The organism is Vogesella sp. XCS3 (genome assembly GCF_020616155.1).
Classification (GTDB): domain Bacteria; phylum Pseudomonadota; class Gammaproteobacteria; order Burkholderiales; family Chromobacteriaceae; genus Vogesella.
This window is the reverse complement of record NZ_CP085530.1, coordinates 1,971,184-1,989,976: the sequence shown is the minus strand read 5'-3', so window position 1 is coordinate 1,989,976 and position 18,793 is coordinate 1,971,184. Positions and strand designations below refer to the sequence as shown.

Here is an 18,793-nt window from a genome sequence, read left to right as displayed (position 1 = left end):
TCATGAGTCTGTTGCAAATCAAGAACCTGTCGGTAGAGTTTGGCAATGCGGCCAACCCTTTCCGCGCAGTAGAAGGCCTGGATCTGACCGTCAACCAGGGCGAGATCGTGGGCATTGTCGGCGAGTCCGGCTCGGGCAAGTCGGTGACCATGATGGCCATGATGGGCCTGCTGGAAGGGCAGGGCCGCATCGTGGCCGACCAGCTGGAGTTTGACGGCAAGAACCTGCTCACCATCAGCGCCAAAGAGCGCCGCAAGATCGTGGGCAAAGATATCGCCATGATCTTCCAGGACCCGATGACCTCGCTTAACCCCAGCTACACCGTGGGTTACCAGATCATGGAGGTACTGAAAGTCCACCAGGGCCTGCGTGGCGCCGAGCTGAAAGCCCGCGCGCTGGAGCTGATGGAGCTGGTAGAGATCCCGGCGCCCAAGAGCCGGCTGGAAGCCTACCCGCACCAGCTGTCCGGCGGTATGAGCCAGCGTGTGATGATTGCCGTGGCACTGGCCTGTAACCCCAAGCTGCTGATCGCCGACGAGCCGACTACCGCGCTGGACGTGACCATCCAGGCCCAGATCATGGACCTGCTGGTGAACCTGCAAAAAGAGCGCAATATGGCGCTGCTGATGATCACCCACGATCTGGCAGTGATTGCCGAGGTAGCACACCGCGTGGCGGTGATGTACGCCGGCCAGGTGGCCGAAGAAGGCGTGGTGCCGCAGCTGTTCCGCCAGCCGGTACACCCGTACACCCATGCCTTGTTGTCGTCCATCCCCGAGCACAGCAAAGGCGCGCATCGTTTGTCTACGCTGCCCGGCATTGTGCCCGGCCAGTACGACCGCCCCAAAGGCTGCCTGCTGAGCCCGCGCTGCCCGCACGTGCAGCCGCGCTGCCGTGACGAGCGCCCGGCCATTACCCCGCACCCGCACGGCGCCGTGCGTTGCTTCTACCCGCTGTTCGATAAGGAGGCCTCATGAGCCATACCGTCATGCAGGCTCGCGACCTGACCCGTCACTACGAAGTCTCGCAAGGCTTTTTGAAGCCCAAAGCCATGGTCAAGGCGCTGAACGGCGTGTCGTTCGAGCTCAAGGCCGGCAAAACACTGGCGGTGGTGGGTGAGTCCGGCTGCGGCAAGTCCACGCTGGCACGCCAGCTCACGCTGATCGAAGCGCCCACCGCCGGCTCGCTGGTGCTGGAAGGCGTCGATATTGCCAAGGCCAGCAAGGCCGAGCTCAAGGCACTGCGCAGCAAGGTGCAGATGGTGTTCCAGAACCCGTACGCTTCGCTGAACCCGCGCCAGAAAATTGGCGACCAGCTGGGCGAGCCACTGCTGATCAACACCAATCTGAGCGCCAAAGAGCGCGAGGAAAAAGTGCGCGCCATGATGAAGCGTGTCGGCCTGCGCCCCGAGCACTACTACCGCTACCCGCACATGTTCTCCGGTGGCCAGCGCCAGCGTATCGCCATTGCCCGCGCCATGATGCTGCAGCCGCAAATCGTGGTAGCCGACGAGCCGACCTCGGCACTAGACGTGTCCATCCAGGCGCAGGTGTTGAACCTGTTCATGGATTTGCAGGACGAGTTCAACACCGCCTACGTGTTCATCTCGCACAACCTGGCGGTAGTGGAGCACGTGGCCGACGACCTGATGGTGATGTACCTGGGCCGTGCGGTAGAAGTGGGCACCAAAGAGGTGATCTACGACAAGCCGCTGCACCCGTACACGCAAGCGCTGCTATCGGCCACGCCGTCGATTCACGAGGAAGACCGCCGCGTGAAGATCAAGATCCAGGGCGAGTTGCCCAGCCCGCTGAACCCGCCTACCGGCTGCGCCTTCCACAAGCGCTGCCCGTACGCCAGCGCGCAGTGCAGCCAGGAAGTACCGCAGCTGCGCACCTTGTTGGGGCGAGAAGTGGCCTGCCATCACGCAGAAACCATCAACGCCTGATAAGGCTGCGTTAAAATGGCGCCGCAGTGGTGAAAACACCGCTGCGGCGCTTTTTTACTGCAGTGCAGCAATAAATGCCTTGTTCCCCCCTGTTCAAGCAGGATACATTCCGCCATGCCCCATACCCACAAAGGAAAGCGTCAATTGAAGCGAGCTGTCTACGCCGGTAGTTTCGACCCGGTCACCAATGGTCATCTATGGATGATCCGCGAAGCCGTTGACCTGTTCGACGAGCTGGTGGTGGCCATCGGGGTGAACCCGGAAAAGCGCTGCACTTTCGATGTGGAAGAGCGCCTGGACATGCTGCGTGCCGTGACGCGCGGCTTTTCCAAGCTGAAGGTGGAAGTATTCGAAAACCAGTTTCTGGTGAACTACGCGCAGAGCATCGATGCCAACTACATCGTGCGCGGCATCCGCACCGCCAGCGACTACGAGTACGAGCGCACCATGCGCTACATCAACTCTGACCTGCACGCCGACATCACCACTATTTTCCTGCTGCCGCCGCGTGAATATGCCGAGGTATCGTCTACCATGGTAAAAGGCCTGATGGGCCCCGCCGGTTGGGAGCAGATGATTCGCCAGTACGTACCCGAGCCGGTGTACCGCAAGCTGGTGAACTACTATCAGCAGCAAGGCTAGCCTGCGGCCAACCCTGGCCACCCCGCATTCCCCCGCGCCGGATGCCCTCCGGCGCGCTGCATTTCAAAAGAGGTTTTTCATGGTAGACGTATCGGCCTTTGCTGGCCGCCTGGCCAAAAATTACAAGCACTACAGTAAATGGGCGCGCCGTAACGGCCTGGACGCCTGGCGCCTGTACGACCGCGACGTACCGCAGTTCCCGCTGATCATCGACCTGTATGGTGACCGCATCCACCTGCAGGAGTATCACACCGGCTGGCAGATTGAAGACGCCGACTACCAGGCCTGGATCGCAGCCGTGCAGCAAGCCATCTGCGAGGTCACTGGCGTACCGCTGTGGCACATTTCACTGAAAACCCGCCGCCGTCAGAAAGGCGAAAGCCAGTACGAGAAAACCGGCCGCGAAGGTGAAGACTTCGTGGTGGAAGAGCAGGGCCAGCGCTTCTGGGTGAACCTGGACGCCTACCTGGATACCGGCTTGTTTCTGGACCACCGCAACACCCGCCGCCGCGTGCGCGAAGAAGCCGCCGGCAAGCGCTTTCTGAACCTGTTTGCCTACACCGGTAGCTTTACCTGTTACGCCGCCAGCGGTGGCGCCGTGTCCAGCGAAACGGTGGACCTGTCCAACACCTATCAGGCGTGGAGCCGCCGCAACTTCGAGCTCAACGGCCTGGACCTGGCCAAGCACGTGCTGATCCGCGACGACGCCTTCCAGTACCTGGAAGACGCCTGGGTAGCCGGCAAGCAGTTCGACCTGATCGTGATGGACCCGCCCAGTTTTTCCAACAGCAAGAAAATGATGGACGAGCTGGACGTACAGCGCGACCAGCTCAAGCTGGTAGACGGTGCCATGCGCCTGCTGGCACCGGGCGGCGTGCTGTACTTCAGCAATAACCTGCGCAGCTTCACGCTGGACGAGCGCCTGGTGGCCGACTACGCCGTGCGCGACATCAGCGCGCAGTCGGTGCCGGAAGACTTCCGCAACAAGAAAATCCACCAGTGCTGGCGTATTACCCACCGGGGCTGATGCTCGCCACCATGCAGCGGGTAGCTTGGGTAAGCCGCAGGCACATCCGGGGGCGTGGAGGGCAAAGCTTGGCCGCAACTTAAGCGTTGCGGCCAAGCTGGCAGCTGTAGCAGTCGCAGCACTGCACACGCTATCAGCCCGATAAAAAAATACCATCCCCGCACGCTTGTATTCGGCAGTAAAGGTAGCCATCTTGCAGGCTATGGGCGGCAGTGCCGCCGTTTAACCGATCAGGAAATACGCATGAGCTACGTCAACCTTACCGCCGATACCTTTAACGACTACGCCGAGCGCGAAGGTATTGTGATGCTGGATTTCTGGGCCGAATGGTGTGGCCCGTGCAAGATGTTCGGCCCTGTGTTCGAGGCCGCCGCCGAAAAACACCCGGACATCGTGTTTGCCAAAATCGACACCGAGGCCGAGCGCGAGCTGGCCGGGCATTTCCAGATTCGCTCCATCCCCACGCTGATGGCGCTGAAAGACGGCATTGTGGTATTCCACCAGGCCGGCGCCATGATGGCCGGCCAGTTTGACCAGCTGATCCAGGCCATCCGCGACCTGGACATGGACAAAGTGCGCGCCGAGATCGCTGCACAGCAAGACTGAAAGGCTACACCATGACACCACGCCTCGCCCTGTTATGCCTGGCGGCACCGTTGGCCGCACTGGCTGCCTGCCCGCCGCTGCTGAACCATCAGGTACCTGCGCTGATGGGTGGCAAGATCAATCTGTGCGATTACAGCGGCAAGGCCGTGGTGGTAGTGAATACAGCCAGCCAGTGTGGCTTTACCCCGCAGTACAAAGGCCTGCAAAGCGTGTGGAAAAGCTATCAGGCCAAGGGCGCGGTAGTGGTCGGCTTCCCTAGCGACGACTTTAACCAGGAGCTGGCCAAGGACGCCGAGGTGGCGCAGTTTTGCGAGAGCAATTATGGCGTGAGCTTCCCCATGGCCAGCCGGGTACACGTGCGCGGCAGCGATGCCCACCCGTTCTACCAGGCGCTGGCCGAAGCCAGTGGCACCACGCCCAAGTGGAACTTCTACAAGTACATCATTTCGGCTGACGGCAAAACCGTGACGGCTTTCAGCTCGCTGACCAAGCCCGACTCGCCGGATTTCATCAAGGCGCTAAACGTAGCCTTGCCGCGTTGAGCCCGCATGCACCGCCACGCAAGGGCCAGGCCATAGCCTGGCCCTTGCGCTTTGGGACAGGGCGAAAAGTGCGACAAGCTGGCATTTGTCATTTGCCTTTCTGACCGGCGGTTTATTACCATCTGAACTTCGTCGACACAGCCCGGTCTGCTGTCTACCGCTAACCCGCTTACCGACCCTGCTGTCCCATACCCACACCATGCTCAAGCACCTCTTGCCTTTGGCCGCGCTGTTGGCCCTGTCTGCCTGTACCACCCTCAGCACCAGTACGCCGCCGGCGAGCGGCACCGTGCGTTATCAGGCGGCCAGCTTTGCCGACCTGCCGGACTGGGGCCAGAGCATGGCGTCGCAAAGCCTGGAAGGCCTGCAGCTCAGTTGCCGCAGCCTGCAGGGCAGGGCGGCCTGGAAAGCCATCTGCGCCGAGGCGGCCACGCTGGATGCGGCCAACCTGCCGGCCATTACCCGTTTTTACGAAGCCCGCTTTGCCCCGTGGCGTATTGTGGAGCCGGGCAACGGCCTGATTACCGGCTACTTCGAGCCGCTGCTGGCCGGTAGCCACCAGTATTCGGCGCAGACCCCCTATGCCGTGTACGGCGTACCGGCCGACCTGCGTGTACTGGATGCCAGCGCGGCGCAGTTGGGGGCCGAGGTGCTGGTGGCGCGCCAGGGCACTGGCAACCGCCTGCAGGTGGTGCCTGGTAAAACGCGCGCCGACGCGGGTGAAGTGCTGGTGTACCCGAAAGACTTTGTGGTGGATAGCCGCACGCGCGCGCTGAAAGGCCGCACCGACAATGGCCGCCTGCTGCCGTATTACACCCGTGCCGAGATCAACGCCGGCAAAGGCATCAACACTGCGCCGGTACTGGCCTGGGCCGAGGACGATACCGAGCTGTTCTTCCTGCAGGTACAGGGCTCCGGCCGCATCCAGCTGGAAGACGGCAGCTATGTGCGCGCCGGCTACGCCGAGCAGAACGGCCATGGTTACAAGTCCATCGGCCGCTGGCTGGTGGACAACGGCCAGATGAAGCTGTCGGACGTGTCCATGCAGAGCATCAAGGAATGGATTGCGGCCAACCCTGCGCGCAAGCAGGCGCTGTTCAATGCCAACCCCAGTTATGTATTTTTCAAAACGCTGCCCGCCGATAACAACGGCCCGCTAGGCGCCATGGGTGTGCCGCTGCTGGGCGGCTACAGCGTGGCCGTGGACCCGCGCTATATCCCGCTGGGCGCGCCGGTGTACCTGTCTACCACCTGGCCGCTGGATGGTGCGCCCCGGCCGCTGAACCGCCTGGTGCACGCGCAGGATACCGGTGGCGCCATTCGTGGCGGTGTGCGGGCCGACTTTTTCTTTGGCTTTGGTACCGAAGCCGGCCTGTACGCCGGCCGCATGAAACAGAGTGGCCGCCTGTGGCTGCTCTTGCCGCGTGGCATGCAGCCTGCGGCCAACCCCTGATTTACCCGATCAAACCGGCCCCGCCGTGCAGGCGGGGCTGCCTTGAAGGACTGTGTAATGCATAGCTACAGACTACGCCCCCTGGCCGCCATGCTGCTGCTTGGCCTGGCGGTGATGGGCACCGCCTGCAATAAAAGCGATACCGATGCAGCCAAGGCTGCCAGCGCGGCGGCAGCCAGTACGCCAGCCCGCGCGCTATCGCCGGCCGACTTGCTGGTGACGGCGGTAGCACCGGTAGCCGAGCAGCTACCCTTTACCGCCACGCTGAACCCGCTAAACAGCGCCGAGGTCGCCGCGCAGAGCGAAGGCACCGTGCTGGCCGTGCTGGTACGCGAGGGCGAAGCGGTACAGAAAGGCCAGTTGCTGGCGCGCATCGACGCCGAAGCGCTGCGCCAGAACGTGCTGGAAATGCAGGCCCAGTTGGCCAACGACGAAGCGCGGCTGAAGCTGGCCCGCCTCAAGCGCGACAAGCAGCGCGAGCTATACCAGCAAGGGTTTATCTCCAAGCTGGCATTCGATGAAATCGACAACGATTACCAAATCCGCGTGGGCGAGTTGGCCGCACGCCGCAGCCAGCTGGCGCGTGCCAAAACCAGCCTGGGTGAAACCGAGGTGCGCGCGCCGATGGCCGGTACCGTGTACGCACGGCGCACCCAGCCGGGCGAGCAGGCCAGCAAGAACCAGAAACTGTTTGCCATTGCCGACCTGTCGGTGCTGGAGGCTGCGGCCAACATGCCAGCGCGGGAAATCGGCAAGCTCAAGCCTGGCCAGGCTGCCCGCTTTACGGTGGAAGGGCTGGCCGGCGAATTCCGTGGCGAGCTGGTGCGTATCAACCCGGTAGCAGCCACCGCCACGCGGACGTTTAGCGTCTATGTGCGTGTGGCCAACCAGGATGGCCGCCTGAAAGCCGGCCAGTTTGCCAAAGGCGGCATCGTGCAGCGCGAGGTGCTGGACGCCGTGCGCCTGCCGCAAGCGGCGGTACAGCAGGCCGACAGCGCCAGCCCGTGGGTGATGCTGGTACAAGGCGGGCGGCTGGTCAAACAGCCGGTGCGTGTCGTGCTGCGCTCGGATAGCGAGCGCGTGCTGGCGGTGCAAGGCGTGGCTGCCGGGCAGACCATCCTGGCGGCGGCGCTACTGGGCGTGAAGCCCGGTGACGCCGTGACCCTGCCCAAACCTTAAGGAGACACGGCCATGTGGCTGACACGCGTCAGTGTACAAAACCCCTACTTTGCCGCCGTGCTGATGTTGCTGCTCACGGTGCTGGGCCTGTTTGCCTGGCGCAACCTGCCGGTAGAGGAGTTTCCCGATATCCGCTTCCCCGTGGCGGTGGTGTCCACCACCTACCAGGGCGCCTCGCCCGAGGTGGTGGAAAGCGATGTGACCCGCCCTATCGAAGAGGCGGTCAATACCATCAACGGCGTCAAGCACATCCGTTCGTATTCCTTCGAGGGCAGCTCGGTAGTGGTGGTGGAGTTCGAGCTGTCTACCGACGCGGTGCAGGGCTTGCAAGAGGTGCGCGACAAGGTGGGCGCGGTGCAGGGCAGCCTGCGGCGCGAGGTGGATACTCCCACCATTTCGCAGATGAACCCCAACGACGACCCGCTGATGTCCTACACGCTCAGCTCTGCGCAGAGCAGCCAGCGCGACCTGTCTACCTGGGCTGAGAACGTGCTGAAAAAGCGCCTGCAAACGGTAGCCGGAGTGGGCGAGGTGAAGATTGTCGGCGGCAGCAAGCGCGAGGTACGCGTGCAGCTGGATCCGTACCGGCTGGAGGCGCTGGGCTTGTCGGTCAGCGAGGTGTCGGACGCCATCGCTGCGGCCAACCGTGACTACCCGGCTGGCCAGGTCAGCACGCAGAACAACGAGCTGTCGGTGCGGGTGGCTGGCAAACTCAAGACCATGGAAGACTTCCGTGCCCTGGTGATTGCCAGCCGCGAAGGCCGTGACATCCGCCTGGCTGATGTGGCCCAGGTAGACGACGCCGAGGCCGAGCGCAACAGCGTGACGCTGATCGATGGCAAACCCGGCGTGGGCCTGGATATCCGCGCCGCACGCGGTGCCAACGTGGTGAGCGTGGCCGACGGCGTGAAACGCATTGTGGCCGAATACCAACCGCAGGCGCCGGCAGGCACCAGCGTGCGCCTGACCTACGACAAGTCGGAAGAGGTCAAAGGCTCGCTGCACGAAGTAGAAAAAACCCTGCTGGAAGGCGCCGCGCTGACGGTGCTGATTGTGTTCCTGTTTCTGGGTAGCTGGCGCAGTACGGTCATTACCGGCCTGACGCTGCCGATTTCCATGATCGGTACGCTGTTTGCCATCCAGGCCATGGGCTTCACCCTGAACATGATGACGCTGATGGCGCTGTCGCTATCGGTGGGCCTGCTGATCGACGACGCCATCGTGGTACGCGAAAACATCGTGCGCCACGCCAACCTGGGCAAGAGCCACTTTCAGGCGGCGCTCGATGGTACCAACGAGATCGGCCTGGCGGTGCTGGCCACCACGCTTACCATTGTGGCGGTGTTCCTGCCGGTGGGCTTTATGGGCGGCATCATCGGCAAGTTCTTCCACCAGTTTGGCCTGGCGGTGACCGTGGCGGTGCTGATCTCGCTGCTGGTGTCGTTTACGCTGGACCCGATGCTGTCGTCCATCTGGCACGACCCGCATCGCCACGGCGACAAGCACAAGGGGCCGGTTGGCCGCATGCTGGACTGGTTCGAAGCTTCGCTGGACCGCCTGGGCGAGCGCTACGTGTCGGTGATCCGCTGGTCGCTGGCGCACCGTAAAACCGTGGTAGCCAGCGCACTGGCCATGACTGTGGGCAGCTTCATGCTGGTGCCCATTGTCGGTGGGGAGTTCATGCCGGCGGCTGACAAGGGCGAGTTCCGCCTCACCTTCAAGACTGCCGCCGGTTCTACGCTGGAGTACACCGAAGGCAAGGCGCGCGAGGTAGAGCAGCGGATCCGCGCCGCCTTGCCCGAGGTGAAGTCTATCGACAGCAAGATCGGTGGCGGCAGCTTTGGCGCGGGTCGTAACGAAGCCCGCTTGTCGGTAGACGTGGGCGACAAACAGAACCGCCAGCGTGATTTGTTCGCCCTGATGGCGGCCGCGCGCAGCGCGGCGCTGCCGGTAGCGGGCATACAGCTGGATTCGGTAGAAGAAACCGGCCAGCACGGGCCACCGGGCAAACCGGTGAACCTGGGCGTGCGCGGTAGCGACCTGCAAAGCCTGCAGCGCGCCACCGCCGACATCATGGCGGCCATCAAACAGGTGAAGGGCGTCAGCGATGTGGAGTCCAGCCTGAGCGATGCCGACCCGGCGCTGAACGTACAACTGCACCGCGACGCGGCCGCCACCCTGGGGGTGGACCTGGCGCGGGTAGGCAATACCTTGTCGGTACTGCTGGGCGGTAGCACGGCGACCACCTGGGAAGCGCCGGACGGTGAGAACTACAGTGTACGGCTGCAGGTGCCGCGTGAAGCACGTGCCACCGAGCTGCTGGACGTGCTGATGGTGCCGGGCCGCCGTGCCGACAGTGGCGAGGCGCAAATGGTGCCGCTATCGCAGGTAGCCAGTATTGTGCCGGCCACCAGCCCGCGCCAGATCGAGCGTACCGACCTGATGCGCGAAATCAGCGTGACAGCCAATATCAGCGGCCGCAGTTCGGGTGAGGTATTTGCCGATGTCGACAAGGCGCTCAAGGCGGTGAAACTGCCGGCTGGCGTGGTACTGTCGCAGCAGGGCGAGCGCCAGGACATGCAGGAATCGCTGGGCTACGCGGTGCAGGCGCTGGCCATGGGGGTGATCTTCATCTACATGATCCTGGCGGCGCAGTTCCGCAGCTTCACCTTGCCCATCACCATCATGGTGGCGTTGCCGCTGGCATTTGTCGGTGTGTTTGTGGCGTTGCTGCTGTTTGGCTCCACGCTGAACATGTTCTCGGTGATCGGCATCATCATGCTGATGGGTCTGGCGTCGAAAAACGGTATTTTGCTGGTGGACTTCATCAACCAGAGCCGGCGCGAGGGCATGTCGCGGCTGGACGCTATCGTAGAGGCGGGCCGCGTGCGGCTGCGCCCCATCATGATGACCAGCCTGGCCATGATCTTCGGCATGCTGCCCCTGGCGCTGGCCAGCGGGGCGGGCTCGGAAACGCAGCGCCCGATGGCGCACGCCATTATCGGCGGCATGATCACGTCTACCGTGTTGACGCTGATTGTGGTGCCGGTGGTGTACACCTATATGGATGGCCTGCGTAGCCGCATCCGCCGCCTGCTGGCTCGGCTGAGCGGGCAGAAAGTTGCCCAGGCACACGACTAGCCAGCCACGGCGCCCATGACAAAGCCCCCCGCATGCGGGGGGCTTTGTCTTGTCTGTTAGTCGTCATCATCGTAACGGCTAGCGTTTTTGATGAGCTCGTTGCTGACGGGCGGCGCGCTGTCGCAGTAGCTGGCGCGGAAGATCGTACTATCGCCGAGGGGTGGTCGCCAGCTGCGGCCAACCATGTGAATATCGCGTACCCCGAAGCGCGCCAGGTCGTCCAGCGAGTAGTCAAAGCCGTGTGTATCGGGGAACTGCTGCCGCCAGGCGGGGTGTTGGCCGCATACCGTCAACAGCGGGTTCACGCCGATCTGGCGGAAAAACGCCGCTTCGTACTGTTGCATCCAGTCGTTTTCTTCGATGGCGCGTAGCCGCGCATGTGCGTCGTCGGGGTAGCGCTGCTGTATGCGTGCGCGCCAGTCGGGCTGCAGCATGCCGCCGTGCCATAACAGCCGGCTGTTGGGTAGCAGATACTTGTTTTTGCCGGCAGGGAAGATGTAGTTGGCACACGATGAGGCGCATTCGCCAAAAATGCGCACATCCAGCTGCTGCCGGTGTACCAGCATGCCCAGGCGGATGCCGTCGTACAGGCTGCCGCCCTGGCTGGAGATGTCCAGCGTGTCGGGTTTGTGCTGGGCGGCCTGGTACAGTGCCAGCGCTTCATCCACGGTACTGGCTTTGATCTTGCCGTTGTACACCAGGCGTTTGCCATCGCTACTGATGGTTACGGTGGCACGGCTTGCTTCTTCGCGTGCCTTGTTATGGGCGCAGCCGGGCAGGACCAGCAGCAGGCATAGCAGGGGCAGGGCGGGGCGGAAAATGGGGTGCATGGTGTGGTGGCAGGTTTTTTTGCCATTGTGCGCATGCTGTTCTGGTTTGTGAAGCCATGCTGGCCTGCCGGGCAGCCGCCGCAGCGCCCCCGGCAGGTTTGCTGCGGGCTTACTGCTTGACGTATACCAGCTGTGCCGGCATCGGTGCCGGGAAGTCCTGGCCACCCAGCGCTTCGCGGATGGTTTTGTTGGTGTCGAAATACACCTGCCAGTAGTGGTCGTTATGGCAGTAAGGGCGTACCGCCAGCACCGGGCCTACCAGGTTGAATTCCAGTATTTCCACCTCTACGGCAGGGGTAGCCAGCACATTGGGGATGCTGGCAATACGCTCCTTGAGCACCGCGACGGCGGCCGGGAAGTCTGCACTGCCAGCCAGCTGGGCTTTGAGCTCGACACGGCGATGCGGGTTGCTGCTGTAGTTTTGCAGGGTATCGCCGAGGATTTTGCTGTTACCCACCATGGTCAGTACGTTGTCTGGTGTGTTCAGCGCGGTGGTGAACAGGCCGATCTCGCGCACGGTGCCGGTGACGCCGCCGGCGGTGACAAAGTCACCCGCTTTCATCGGGCGCAGCACAATCAGGAATACCCCGGCCGCAAAGTTGGACAGCAGGCCGGACCATGCCATGCCGATGGCGACGCCGGCAGCAGCAAACAGCGCGGCAAAGGTAGTGGTCTGGATACCGAAATAACCCAGAATACCCACCACCAGCATGATGTTGAGGGTGACGTTGATGACGGTACCCATGTAGCGCATGATGGTCGCGTCGACATGCTGGCGCGCCAGCGCGCGTTGCACCAGGTTACCGACCACGCCGATCAGCCAGCGCCCCAGTACCCAGAACAGGATGGCGGCCAGCAGTTTGAGGCCAACGTCGATGGCGTAAGTGCCAAGTACTTGTTGCCACTGTGAAATATGGGTCTGATTCATGTGCTATCCCTTTAAAGTCTGTTTGATAGGCGTTACAGCTGTTCCAGTTAAGCACATGGGGTGGTACCCCACAAGCGTATTATCAATGGCAATAAATCCCGGGCGTAGCCTGGCCGTCATTTCGTCCATGACAGGGCGACTTATGTCAAAGCACGGGGTGGGGCGGTCGCGGTATAATGCGGCCAACTTATCAGACCCACTCAGGCCGACATGACACAGCTCAAGAATGACACCTTCCTGCGCGCGCTGCTGAAGCAGCCGGTTGACTACACCCCGATTTGGATGATGCGCCAGGCTGGCCGCTACCTGCCGGAATACCGCGCTACCCGTGCCAAGGCGGGCAGCTTCATGGGTCTGTGTACCAGCCCGGACTACGCTACCGAAGTTACCCTGCAGCCGCTGGAACGTTTCCCGCTGGACGCGGCCATCCTGTTTTCCGACATTCTGACCGTGCCGGACGCCATGGGTCTGGGTCTGTACTTTGCAGAAGGCGAAGGCCCCAAGTTTGAACGCACGCTGCGTGACGAAGCCGCCATCCAGGCACTGGAAGTGGCCCCGCTGGAAAAACTGCAGTATGTATTTGACGCGGTCAGCAGCATCCGCCGCGCGCTGGATGGCCGTGTACCGCTGATCGGCTTCTCCGGCAGCCCGTTTACCCTGGCGTGCTACATGATCGAAGGCGGTGGTTCGGCCGACTTCCGCCACGTGAAAGCCATGCTGTACGCCCGCCCGGAGCTGCTGCACCGCATCCTGCAGATTACCGCACAGTCGGTAACCGCCTACCTGAACGCGCAGATTGCCGCCGGCGCGCAAGCCGTGCAGATCTTTGATACCTGGGGTGGCGCACTGAGCCACGCGGCGTACAAAGAGTTTTCGCTGGCTTATATGCAGCAGATCATCGCCGGCCTCACGCGCGCGGTAGATGGCCGCCGTGTGCCGGTGATCGTATTCACCAAAGGTGGCGGCCAGTGGCTGGAAGCCATCGCCGGCATTGGCGCCGATTGCGTAGGCCTGGACTGGACTACCGACATTGGCCTGGCGCGTGCCCGCGTGGGCAAGCAGGTCGCCCTGCAGGGTAACTTCGACCCTAACGCGCTGTTTGGCAGCCCGGCATCGATCGAGGCCGAAGCTGGCCGCATCCTGGCCGCTTACGGCCACGGTAGTGGCCATGTGTTCAACCTGGGCCATGGCATCTCGCAGTTTGCCGACCCGGCACACGCCGGTGCGCTGGTTGAAGCCGTACACCGCTTGTCGCGTCAGTACCACCAGTAAGCACGCTGCTTTTTGCCTGCGGCCATCGTATGATGCGGTGGCCGTTTTTTATTGTTGGCGACGGTTTGCGCAAGGGGCTTGACAGCCGTGTGCAGTGTTGTTCCTGTACTTATTCACATGCGTGATAAGTTTGTGCGCTTTCTGTCAAGCGCTAGCGATAAAAAAATTGAAAAACCGTAAGTCTCTGAATTTAAAAGACAAAATATTTAGATTAATTTTTGTGCAATCTAACGCGGAAGCAGGTTTGACGGCCTTGGCGAGCACTCAACTACAGCTTGTGCACAAAGTTATCCACAGCATCTGTGCACAGCTTGTGCCAAGCCAATACCGGCGTGGCCTGGCGGGAAACGGGAGTTTATTTGACTGAGCGCGTGATACTGGGCGTGTGGCTGGATGTGCCGCTACGCGCCGCCTTCAGCTACCTGCACCACAGCCCGTTGCCGAATGGCACTCGGGTAAAAGTAGCCTTTGGCCCGCGTGAAATGTGTGGCGTTATCGACAACAGCATACCGCCCCCTACTGTGGCTGCCGACAAGCTCAAGCCGATTCTGGCCGTGCTGGACGAGCTGCCGCCATTGCCCGCCCTGTTGCTGGAGCAGGTGCAATTTGCCGCCCGCTATTACCTGCACCCGGTGGGCCAGGCTTTGTTTACTGCCTTGCCTACCAGCCTGCGCGAAGCGCGGCCGGTCAAACAGGCCGATCACCATGTTTACCAGCTCAGCGCGCAGGGGCTGGCACGGCCGCCGGCGGCGCGCAGTACCGTCAAGACACTGCTGTGGCAGGCTTTGCAACAGCCACTCAGCCGCGAGGCCCTGCGCCAGCTACACCCACAAGCGGGTAGCTACCTGAAAGCCGGGCTGGCCAGTGGCGACATCACCGCGCTGCCGTGGCAGCCTGCCGCGCTGCGCGTAGAAGGCGCGCTACCGCTAAACGCCCAGCAAGAGGCCGCGCGTAGCGCAGTGGCGGCGGCGCTGGGCAGCTTTGCTGCCTTCCTGCTGCACGGTATTACCGGCAGCGGCAAGACCGAGGTCTACCTGCAGCTGATTGCCCAGGTGTTGGCCGCAGGGCGCCAGGTGTTGGTGATCATCCCCGAAATCAACCTGACGCCGCAGCTGATCGACCGCTTTGCCCGACGCTTTCCGGCTACCGGCATTGCCTGCCTGCATAGTGGCTTGTCCGATGGCGAGCGCTTGCAAGGCTGGCTGGATGCCTGGCAAGGCCGTGCCGGGATTGTCATCGGCACCCGCCTGGCGGTGTTTACCCCGCTGCCGCAGCTGGGGCTGGTGATTGTGGACGAGGAACACGACGGCTCGTTCAAGCAGCACGACGGCCTGCGTTACCACGCACGCGACCTGGCGGTATGGCGTGCACACCGCCAGCAGGTGCCCGTACTGCTGGGTAGCGCCACGCCCAGCCTGGAAACCGTGGCAAATGTGGAAGCCGGGCGCTACCGCAAGCTGGTGCTGAATCAGCGTGCCCACGACGGTGCCAGCTTGCCGCAGATTGGCTTGCTGGACGTGCGGCGGCAAAAGCTGGACGATGGCCTGGCGCCCGAGGTCATCGCGGCGCTACGCCAGCGCCTGGCGCGGCGCGAGATGAGCCTGGTGTTTATCAACCGCCGCGGTTACTCGCCAGTGCTGGCGTGTACCGACTGTGGCTGGACATCTGCCTGCCGCCATTGCAGTGCCCGCATGGTACTGCACCTGACGGCCCGTCAGCTGCGCTGCCATCACTGCGGTGCGCAGCAGCGCATCCCCGTTCAGTGCCCGGATTGCGGCAACCCCGACATCAAGCCGCTGGGTGAAGGCACACAAAGGCTGGAGGCGGCGCTGCAGCGCCTGCTGCCCGAGGCGCGCATCCTGCGTATCGACCGCGACAGCACCAGTACCAAGGCGGCGTGGGACAGTATTTACCAGCGCGTGCACAGCGGCCAGGTGGATATCCTGGTGGGCACGCAAATGCTGGCCAAGGGGCACGATTTCGGTGCGCTGTCGCTGGTGGTGGTGCTGGGGAGCGACGGCGGTTTGTATTCGGCCGATTTCCGCGCCAGCGAGCGCCTGTTTGCGCAGCTGATGCAGGTTGCCGGCCGCGCCGGCCGCGCCGGTGTGCCCGGCCACGTGGTGATTCAGACCCAGTGGCCGGACCACCCGCTCTACCTGGCGTTACAGCAGCACGATTTCGACGGCTTTGCCGCCAGCCAGCTGGCCGAGCGCCGCGAGGCTGGCTTTCCGCCCGCGGCCTACCAGATACTGCTGCGTGCCGACGCCCCTTTGTACGCCGACGCCGAACAGTTTTTGCAGGCGGTATTGCAGCAACTGGGCACGCCGCCGGACGGTATTACCGTGTTCGGCCCGGCACCCGCGCTGATGGCGCGCCTGGCCGGGCGTGAGCGCGCCCAGCTCACGCTGGAATCCACTGCCCGCGCCGCCCTGCACGGCTGGTTGCGTGCGGCGCTGCCCACCATCGAGGCCTTGGCCCGCAAGGCATCGCGCCAGCTGCGCTGGTCGCTGGATGTCGACCCACTGGAGCTCTGAGTGAAACGTACCCTGACCTTGTTATTGTTTTGCGCGGCCAGCGCACAGGCTGCCGCGCCGGCCGGCTTTCGCGCCAATGAAGTCGCTATCTGGGCGGCACCGGTAGAAAGCGACAGCGTATTCGACGCCTGGCGTGCCGACGTGCCGGTCAACCCGGCCTCTACCATGAAGCTGCTCACCAGCTGGGCCGCCCTGAACCGCCTGGGGCCGAACTACCGCTGGAAAACCGAATTCAAAAGTGATGCCCCGCTGGAAAACGGCGTGTTGCGCGGCGACTTGTACTGGGTTGGCCGCGGCGACCCGCGCCTGGATAGCCCGCGTCTGGCCGAGATGCTGCGCCAGCTGCGCCTGCGCGGTGTGCAGCGCATAGAAGGCAGCTTGCTGCTGGATAAGCGTGCCTACAGCAATATTGGCAGTGCCGATGGTTTTGCCGGCGACGCCGACCGGGTGTTTACCGTACCACCCGATACCCATCTGCTGAACCTGAAAGTCGCCTGGCTGCGCTATGGCTTTGATGGTGGCAAGCCGGCGGTACAGCTCGACCCGCCGCTGCCGCAATTTACCCTGGATAACCAGCTGCAAGCCGGTAGCGCCGCTAGCTGCGGCGACGTGCGCCAGCACGTCAAGGTGGCGGTAGACGAGCGCACTATCCGTGTCAGTGGCAAGCTGCCGCAGGGCTGCGACGGTGCGGCCAACTACGTCAACGTGCTGGATATCAACAGCTTTGCCAGCCAGAGTTTCCGTGCCCTGTGGCGCGGGCTGGGTGGGGAAGGGCCGGCCGCCGTGGGTGTTGCCGCGGCACCGGCTGGCGCACGCACCTTGCTGCAGCAGGAGTCCGACCCGCTGACCGATGTGCTGACCGATGTGAACAAGCACAGCAATAACACCATGGCCCGCAGCGTACTGCTGGCCCTGGGCATGGAGCAGCCGCAAAGCGGCAATACGCTGGACGATGCCGTCGCCCAGGTACGCGGCCTCTTGCAAAGCAAAGGGTTGGCCGCAGATACACTGGTACTGGAAAACGGTGCCGGCCTGTCGCGGCGGGAACGCATCAGTGCACGTCTGCTGGGCGAGGTGCTACGCGATGCGGCGCGTGGCCCTTACGGCCCCGAGCTGGCCGCTACCCTGCCGCTGGCGGGCGAAGACGGCACCTTGCGCAAGCGCCTGGGCAGCTTTGCCGGCAGTTTGCGCATGAAAACCGGCACGCTCGACGACACCCGCGCGCTGGCTGGCTACTGGCAAGCGCCCAGCGGCCAGCGCCTGGTGATTGTGGCCGTGGTGAACTCGCCACGCGCCAGCGAGCTGACACCGGCGCTGGACGCCGCAGTGGGCGACGTGATCCGCCGTTACCAGGCCAGCTTGCTGCTGGCACCGTGAGCGGTAGCATCGCGCTACGGCACACGCTTATAATCGACCCAAACCTTACCGGATACCGCCATGAAACCCGTTACCATGTACACCACCGCAGTCTGCCCTTACTGCATTCGTGCCAAGCAGCTGCTGGCCAGCAAGGGCGTGAGCGATATCAAGGAAATCCGCATCGACCTGGACCCGGCCGAGCGTGAAAAAATGATGAGCATCACCGGCCGCCGCACCGTGCCGCAAATCTTCGTTGGCGATACCCACGTGGGTGGCTGCGATGACCTGGTGGCGCTGAATGGTGCCGGCAAGCTGGACGTATTGCTGGCTGATTGATCTGTATCTCGTCGCTGTCATCTATTCATGCGATGATGACAGCTGATTCCAACCCCGCACCTGCCAGGTGCCATAGAGACGTAAAAAATGAGCGAACAACAAGAGCTGCAACCGGTTTTCTCCATCGAAAAAATCTACGTAAAAGACCTGTCGCTGGAAATCCCTAACGCCCCCGCCGTCTTCCTGGAACAGGAACAGCCAGAAATCGACATGCAGCTGGCCAATGGCGCACAGCAGCTGGAAGACGGTTTCTTTGAGTCGTCGCTGACCATCACCGTAACGGCCAAACTGGGCGACAAAACCATGTTCCTGTGCGAAGTCAGCCAGGCAGGTATCTTCCAGATCCGTAACGTACCGGCAGAAGACATCGACCCGATCCTGGGTGTGGCTTGCCCGAACATCCTGTTCCCGTACGCCCGCGAAACCGTGTCCAACCTGGTTGGCCGCGCCGGCTTCCCGCCTGTACTGCTGTCGCCGATCAACTTCGAAGCCCTGTACATGCAGCAGCGTGCAGAGCAGGCCGAAGCCGGCAACGCCTGAACCCCATGAAGCGACACCTTATTGTTGCTACTGCCGTACTGGCCTCGCTGGCCGGTACGGCTTTTGCACTGGAATTCCGCTCGGTAAAAGAAACCGGTGTAGCGCTGTACGACGCGCCCACCCTGTCGGCACAGAAGCTGTTTGTGGTTAGCCGCTACTACCCGGTAGAAGTGCTGGCCGCGCAAAAAGACTGGTCCCGCGTACGCGACGCCACTGGCGGTATTGCATGGATACCGTCTGCCGCCTTGTCGACACGCCGTACCTTGCTGGTGACCAGCGACAAGCTGGCGGTACGTGAAAGCGCACAAGATAACGCCAAGCTGCTGTTCTGGGCCGAAAAAGACCTGGTGCTGGACATGCAGGAAGCACCGCAAAGCAGCTGGGTCAAGGTCAAGCACCGTGACGGCAGCGTCGGTTACGCCCGTATTAGCGGCCTGTGGGGCCTGTAAGAAAGCC

At 62.8% G+C, this 18,793-nt stretch carries 17 protein-coding genes; 15 read left to right on the top strand and 2 right to left on the bottom strand.

Features of this window, described 5'->3' with window-relative positions; genetic code table 11:
- Window positions 1-2: 2 nt before the first annotated feature.
- The 9 genes from LCH97_RS09425 to LCH97_RS09385 all read left to right on the top strand — a co-directional run bounded on the left by LCH97_RS09425 (window position 3) and on the right by LCH97_RS09385 (window position 10,538).
- Window positions 3-977, top strand: coding sequence for an ABC transporter ATP-binding protein (locus LCH97_RS09425; protein ID WP_227301508.1), 975 nt, complete (start codon window positions 3-5; stop codon window positions 975-977).
- Window positions 974-1,948, top strand: coding sequence for a peptide ABC transporter ATP-binding protein (locus tag LCH97_RS09420; protein WP_227301507.1), 975 nt, complete (start codon window positions 974-976; stop codon window positions 1,946-1,948). The genes LCH97_RS09425 and LCH97_RS09420 overlap by 4 nt, the downstream gene beginning before the upstream one ends.
- Window positions 1,949-2,062: 114 nt before the next feature.
- Window positions 2,063-2,590, top strand: coding sequence for a pantetheine-phosphate adenylyltransferase (coaD, locus tag LCH97_RS09415; protein ID WP_147682615.1), 528 nt, complete (start codon window positions 2,063-2,065; stop codon window positions 2,588-2,590).
- A gap of 79 nt (window positions 2,591-2,669) precedes the next feature.
- Window positions 2,670-3,617 carry a class I SAM-dependent methyltransferase gene (locus LCH97_RS09410; RefSeq protein WP_227301506.1) on the top strand — a complete coding sequence of 316 codons (948 nt, stop codon included), beginning with the start codon at window positions 2,670-2,672 and terminating at the stop codon, window positions 3,615-3,617.
- A 243-nt stretch (window positions 3,618-3,860) separates the two neighbouring features.
- Window positions 3,861-4,223, top strand: a complete 363-nt coding sequence (gene trxA / locus LCH97_RS09405) for a thioredoxin (RefSeq protein WP_017508199.1) — start codon at window positions 3,861-3,863, stop codon at window positions 4,221-4,223.
- A gap of 11 nt (window positions 4,224-4,234) precedes the next feature.
- Window positions 4,235-4,765, top strand: a complete 531-nt coding sequence (locus tag LCH97_RS09400) for a glutathione peroxidase (RefSeq protein WP_227301505.1) — start codon at window positions 4,235-4,237, stop codon at window positions 4,763-4,765.
- 199 nt (window positions 4,766-4,964) lie between these two features.
- Window positions 4,965-6,218, top strand: coding sequence for an MltA domain-containing protein (locus tag LCH97_RS09395; protein WP_227301504.1), 1,254 nt, complete (start codon window positions 4,965-4,967; stop codon window positions 6,216-6,218).
- Window positions 6,219-6,275: 57 nt separating this feature from the next.
- Window positions 6,276-7,397 (top strand): efflux RND transporter periplasmic adaptor subunit, encoded by a 1,122-nt coding sequence (locus LCH97_RS09390; protein ID WP_227301503.1) that lies wholly within the window; start codon window positions 6,276-6,278, stop codon window positions 7,395-7,397.
- Window positions 7,398-7,409: 12 nt separating this feature from the next.
- Entirely contained in the window at window positions 7,410-10,538 is a 3,129-nt protein-coding gene (locus tag LCH97_RS09385) for an efflux RND transporter permease subunit (RefSeq protein WP_227301502.1), read from the top strand.
- 56 nt (window positions 10,539-10,594) lie between these two features.
- Here LCH97_RS09385 and LCH97_RS09380 read toward each other — a convergent pair whose 3' ends face one another.
- Together LCH97_RS09380 and LCH97_RS09375 are read right to left on the bottom strand one after the other, a co-directional pair.
- Complete coding sequence (locus LCH97_RS09380; protein ID WP_227301501.1) at window positions 10,595-11,368, bottom strand: hypothetical protein; 774 nt, start codon at window positions 11,366-11,368, stop codon at window positions 10,595-10,597.
- Window positions 11,369-11,477: 109 nt separating this feature from the next.
- The gene (locus LCH97_RS09375) at window positions 11,478-12,296 is read right to left on the bottom strand and encodes a mechanosensitive ion channel family protein (protein ID WP_227301500.1); all 819 of its coding nucleotides are present in this window, start codon (window positions 12,294-12,296) and stop codon (window positions 11,478-11,480) included.
- Between the two features lie 210 nt (window positions 12,297-12,506).
- Between LCH97_RS09375 and hemE the strand changes: the two genes are divergently transcribed.
- The 6 genes from hemE (at window position 12,507) to LCH97_RS09345 (ending at window position 18,786) form a co-directional block, all read left to right on the top strand.
- Window positions 12,507-13,568 carry a uroporphyrinogen decarboxylase gene (gene hemE / locus LCH97_RS09370; RefSeq protein ID WP_227301499.1) on the top strand — a complete coding sequence of 354 codons (1,062 nt, stop codon included), beginning with the start codon at window positions 12,507-12,509 and terminating at the stop codon, window positions 13,566-13,568.
- A 359-nt stretch (window positions 13,569-13,927) separates the two neighbouring features.
- Window positions 13,928-16,102 (top strand): primosomal protein N', encoded by a 2,175-nt coding sequence (locus LCH97_RS09365; protein ID WP_227301498.1) that lies wholly within the window; start codon window positions 13,928-13,930, stop codon window positions 16,100-16,102.
- Entirely contained in the window at window positions 16,103-17,479 is a 1,377-nt protein-coding gene (dacB, locus tag LCH97_RS09360) for a D-alanyl-D-alanine carboxypeptidase/D-alanyl-D-alanine-endopeptidase (RefSeq protein ID WP_227301497.1), read from the top strand.
- Window positions 17,480-17,539: 60 nt separating this feature from the next.
- Window positions 17,540-17,797 carry a glutaredoxin 3 gene (grxC, locus tag LCH97_RS09355; RefSeq protein WP_026107825.1) on the top strand — a complete coding sequence of 86 codons (258 nt, stop codon included), beginning with the start codon at window positions 17,540-17,542 and terminating at the stop codon, window positions 17,795-17,797.
- Window positions 17,798-17,884: 87 nt separating this feature from the next.
- On the top strand, window positions 17,885-18,337 hold the full coding sequence (secB, locus tag LCH97_RS09350) for a protein-export chaperone SecB (protein WP_017508188.1): 453 nt from the start codon (window positions 17,885-17,887) through the stop codon (window positions 18,335-18,337).
- A 5-nt stretch (window positions 18,338-18,342) separates the two neighbouring features.
- Window positions 18,343-18,786, top strand: coding sequence for an SH3 domain-containing protein (locus LCH97_RS09345; protein WP_227301496.1), 444 nt, complete (start codon window positions 18,343-18,345; stop codon window positions 18,784-18,786).
- Window positions 18,787-18,793 lie beyond the last annotated feature (7 nt).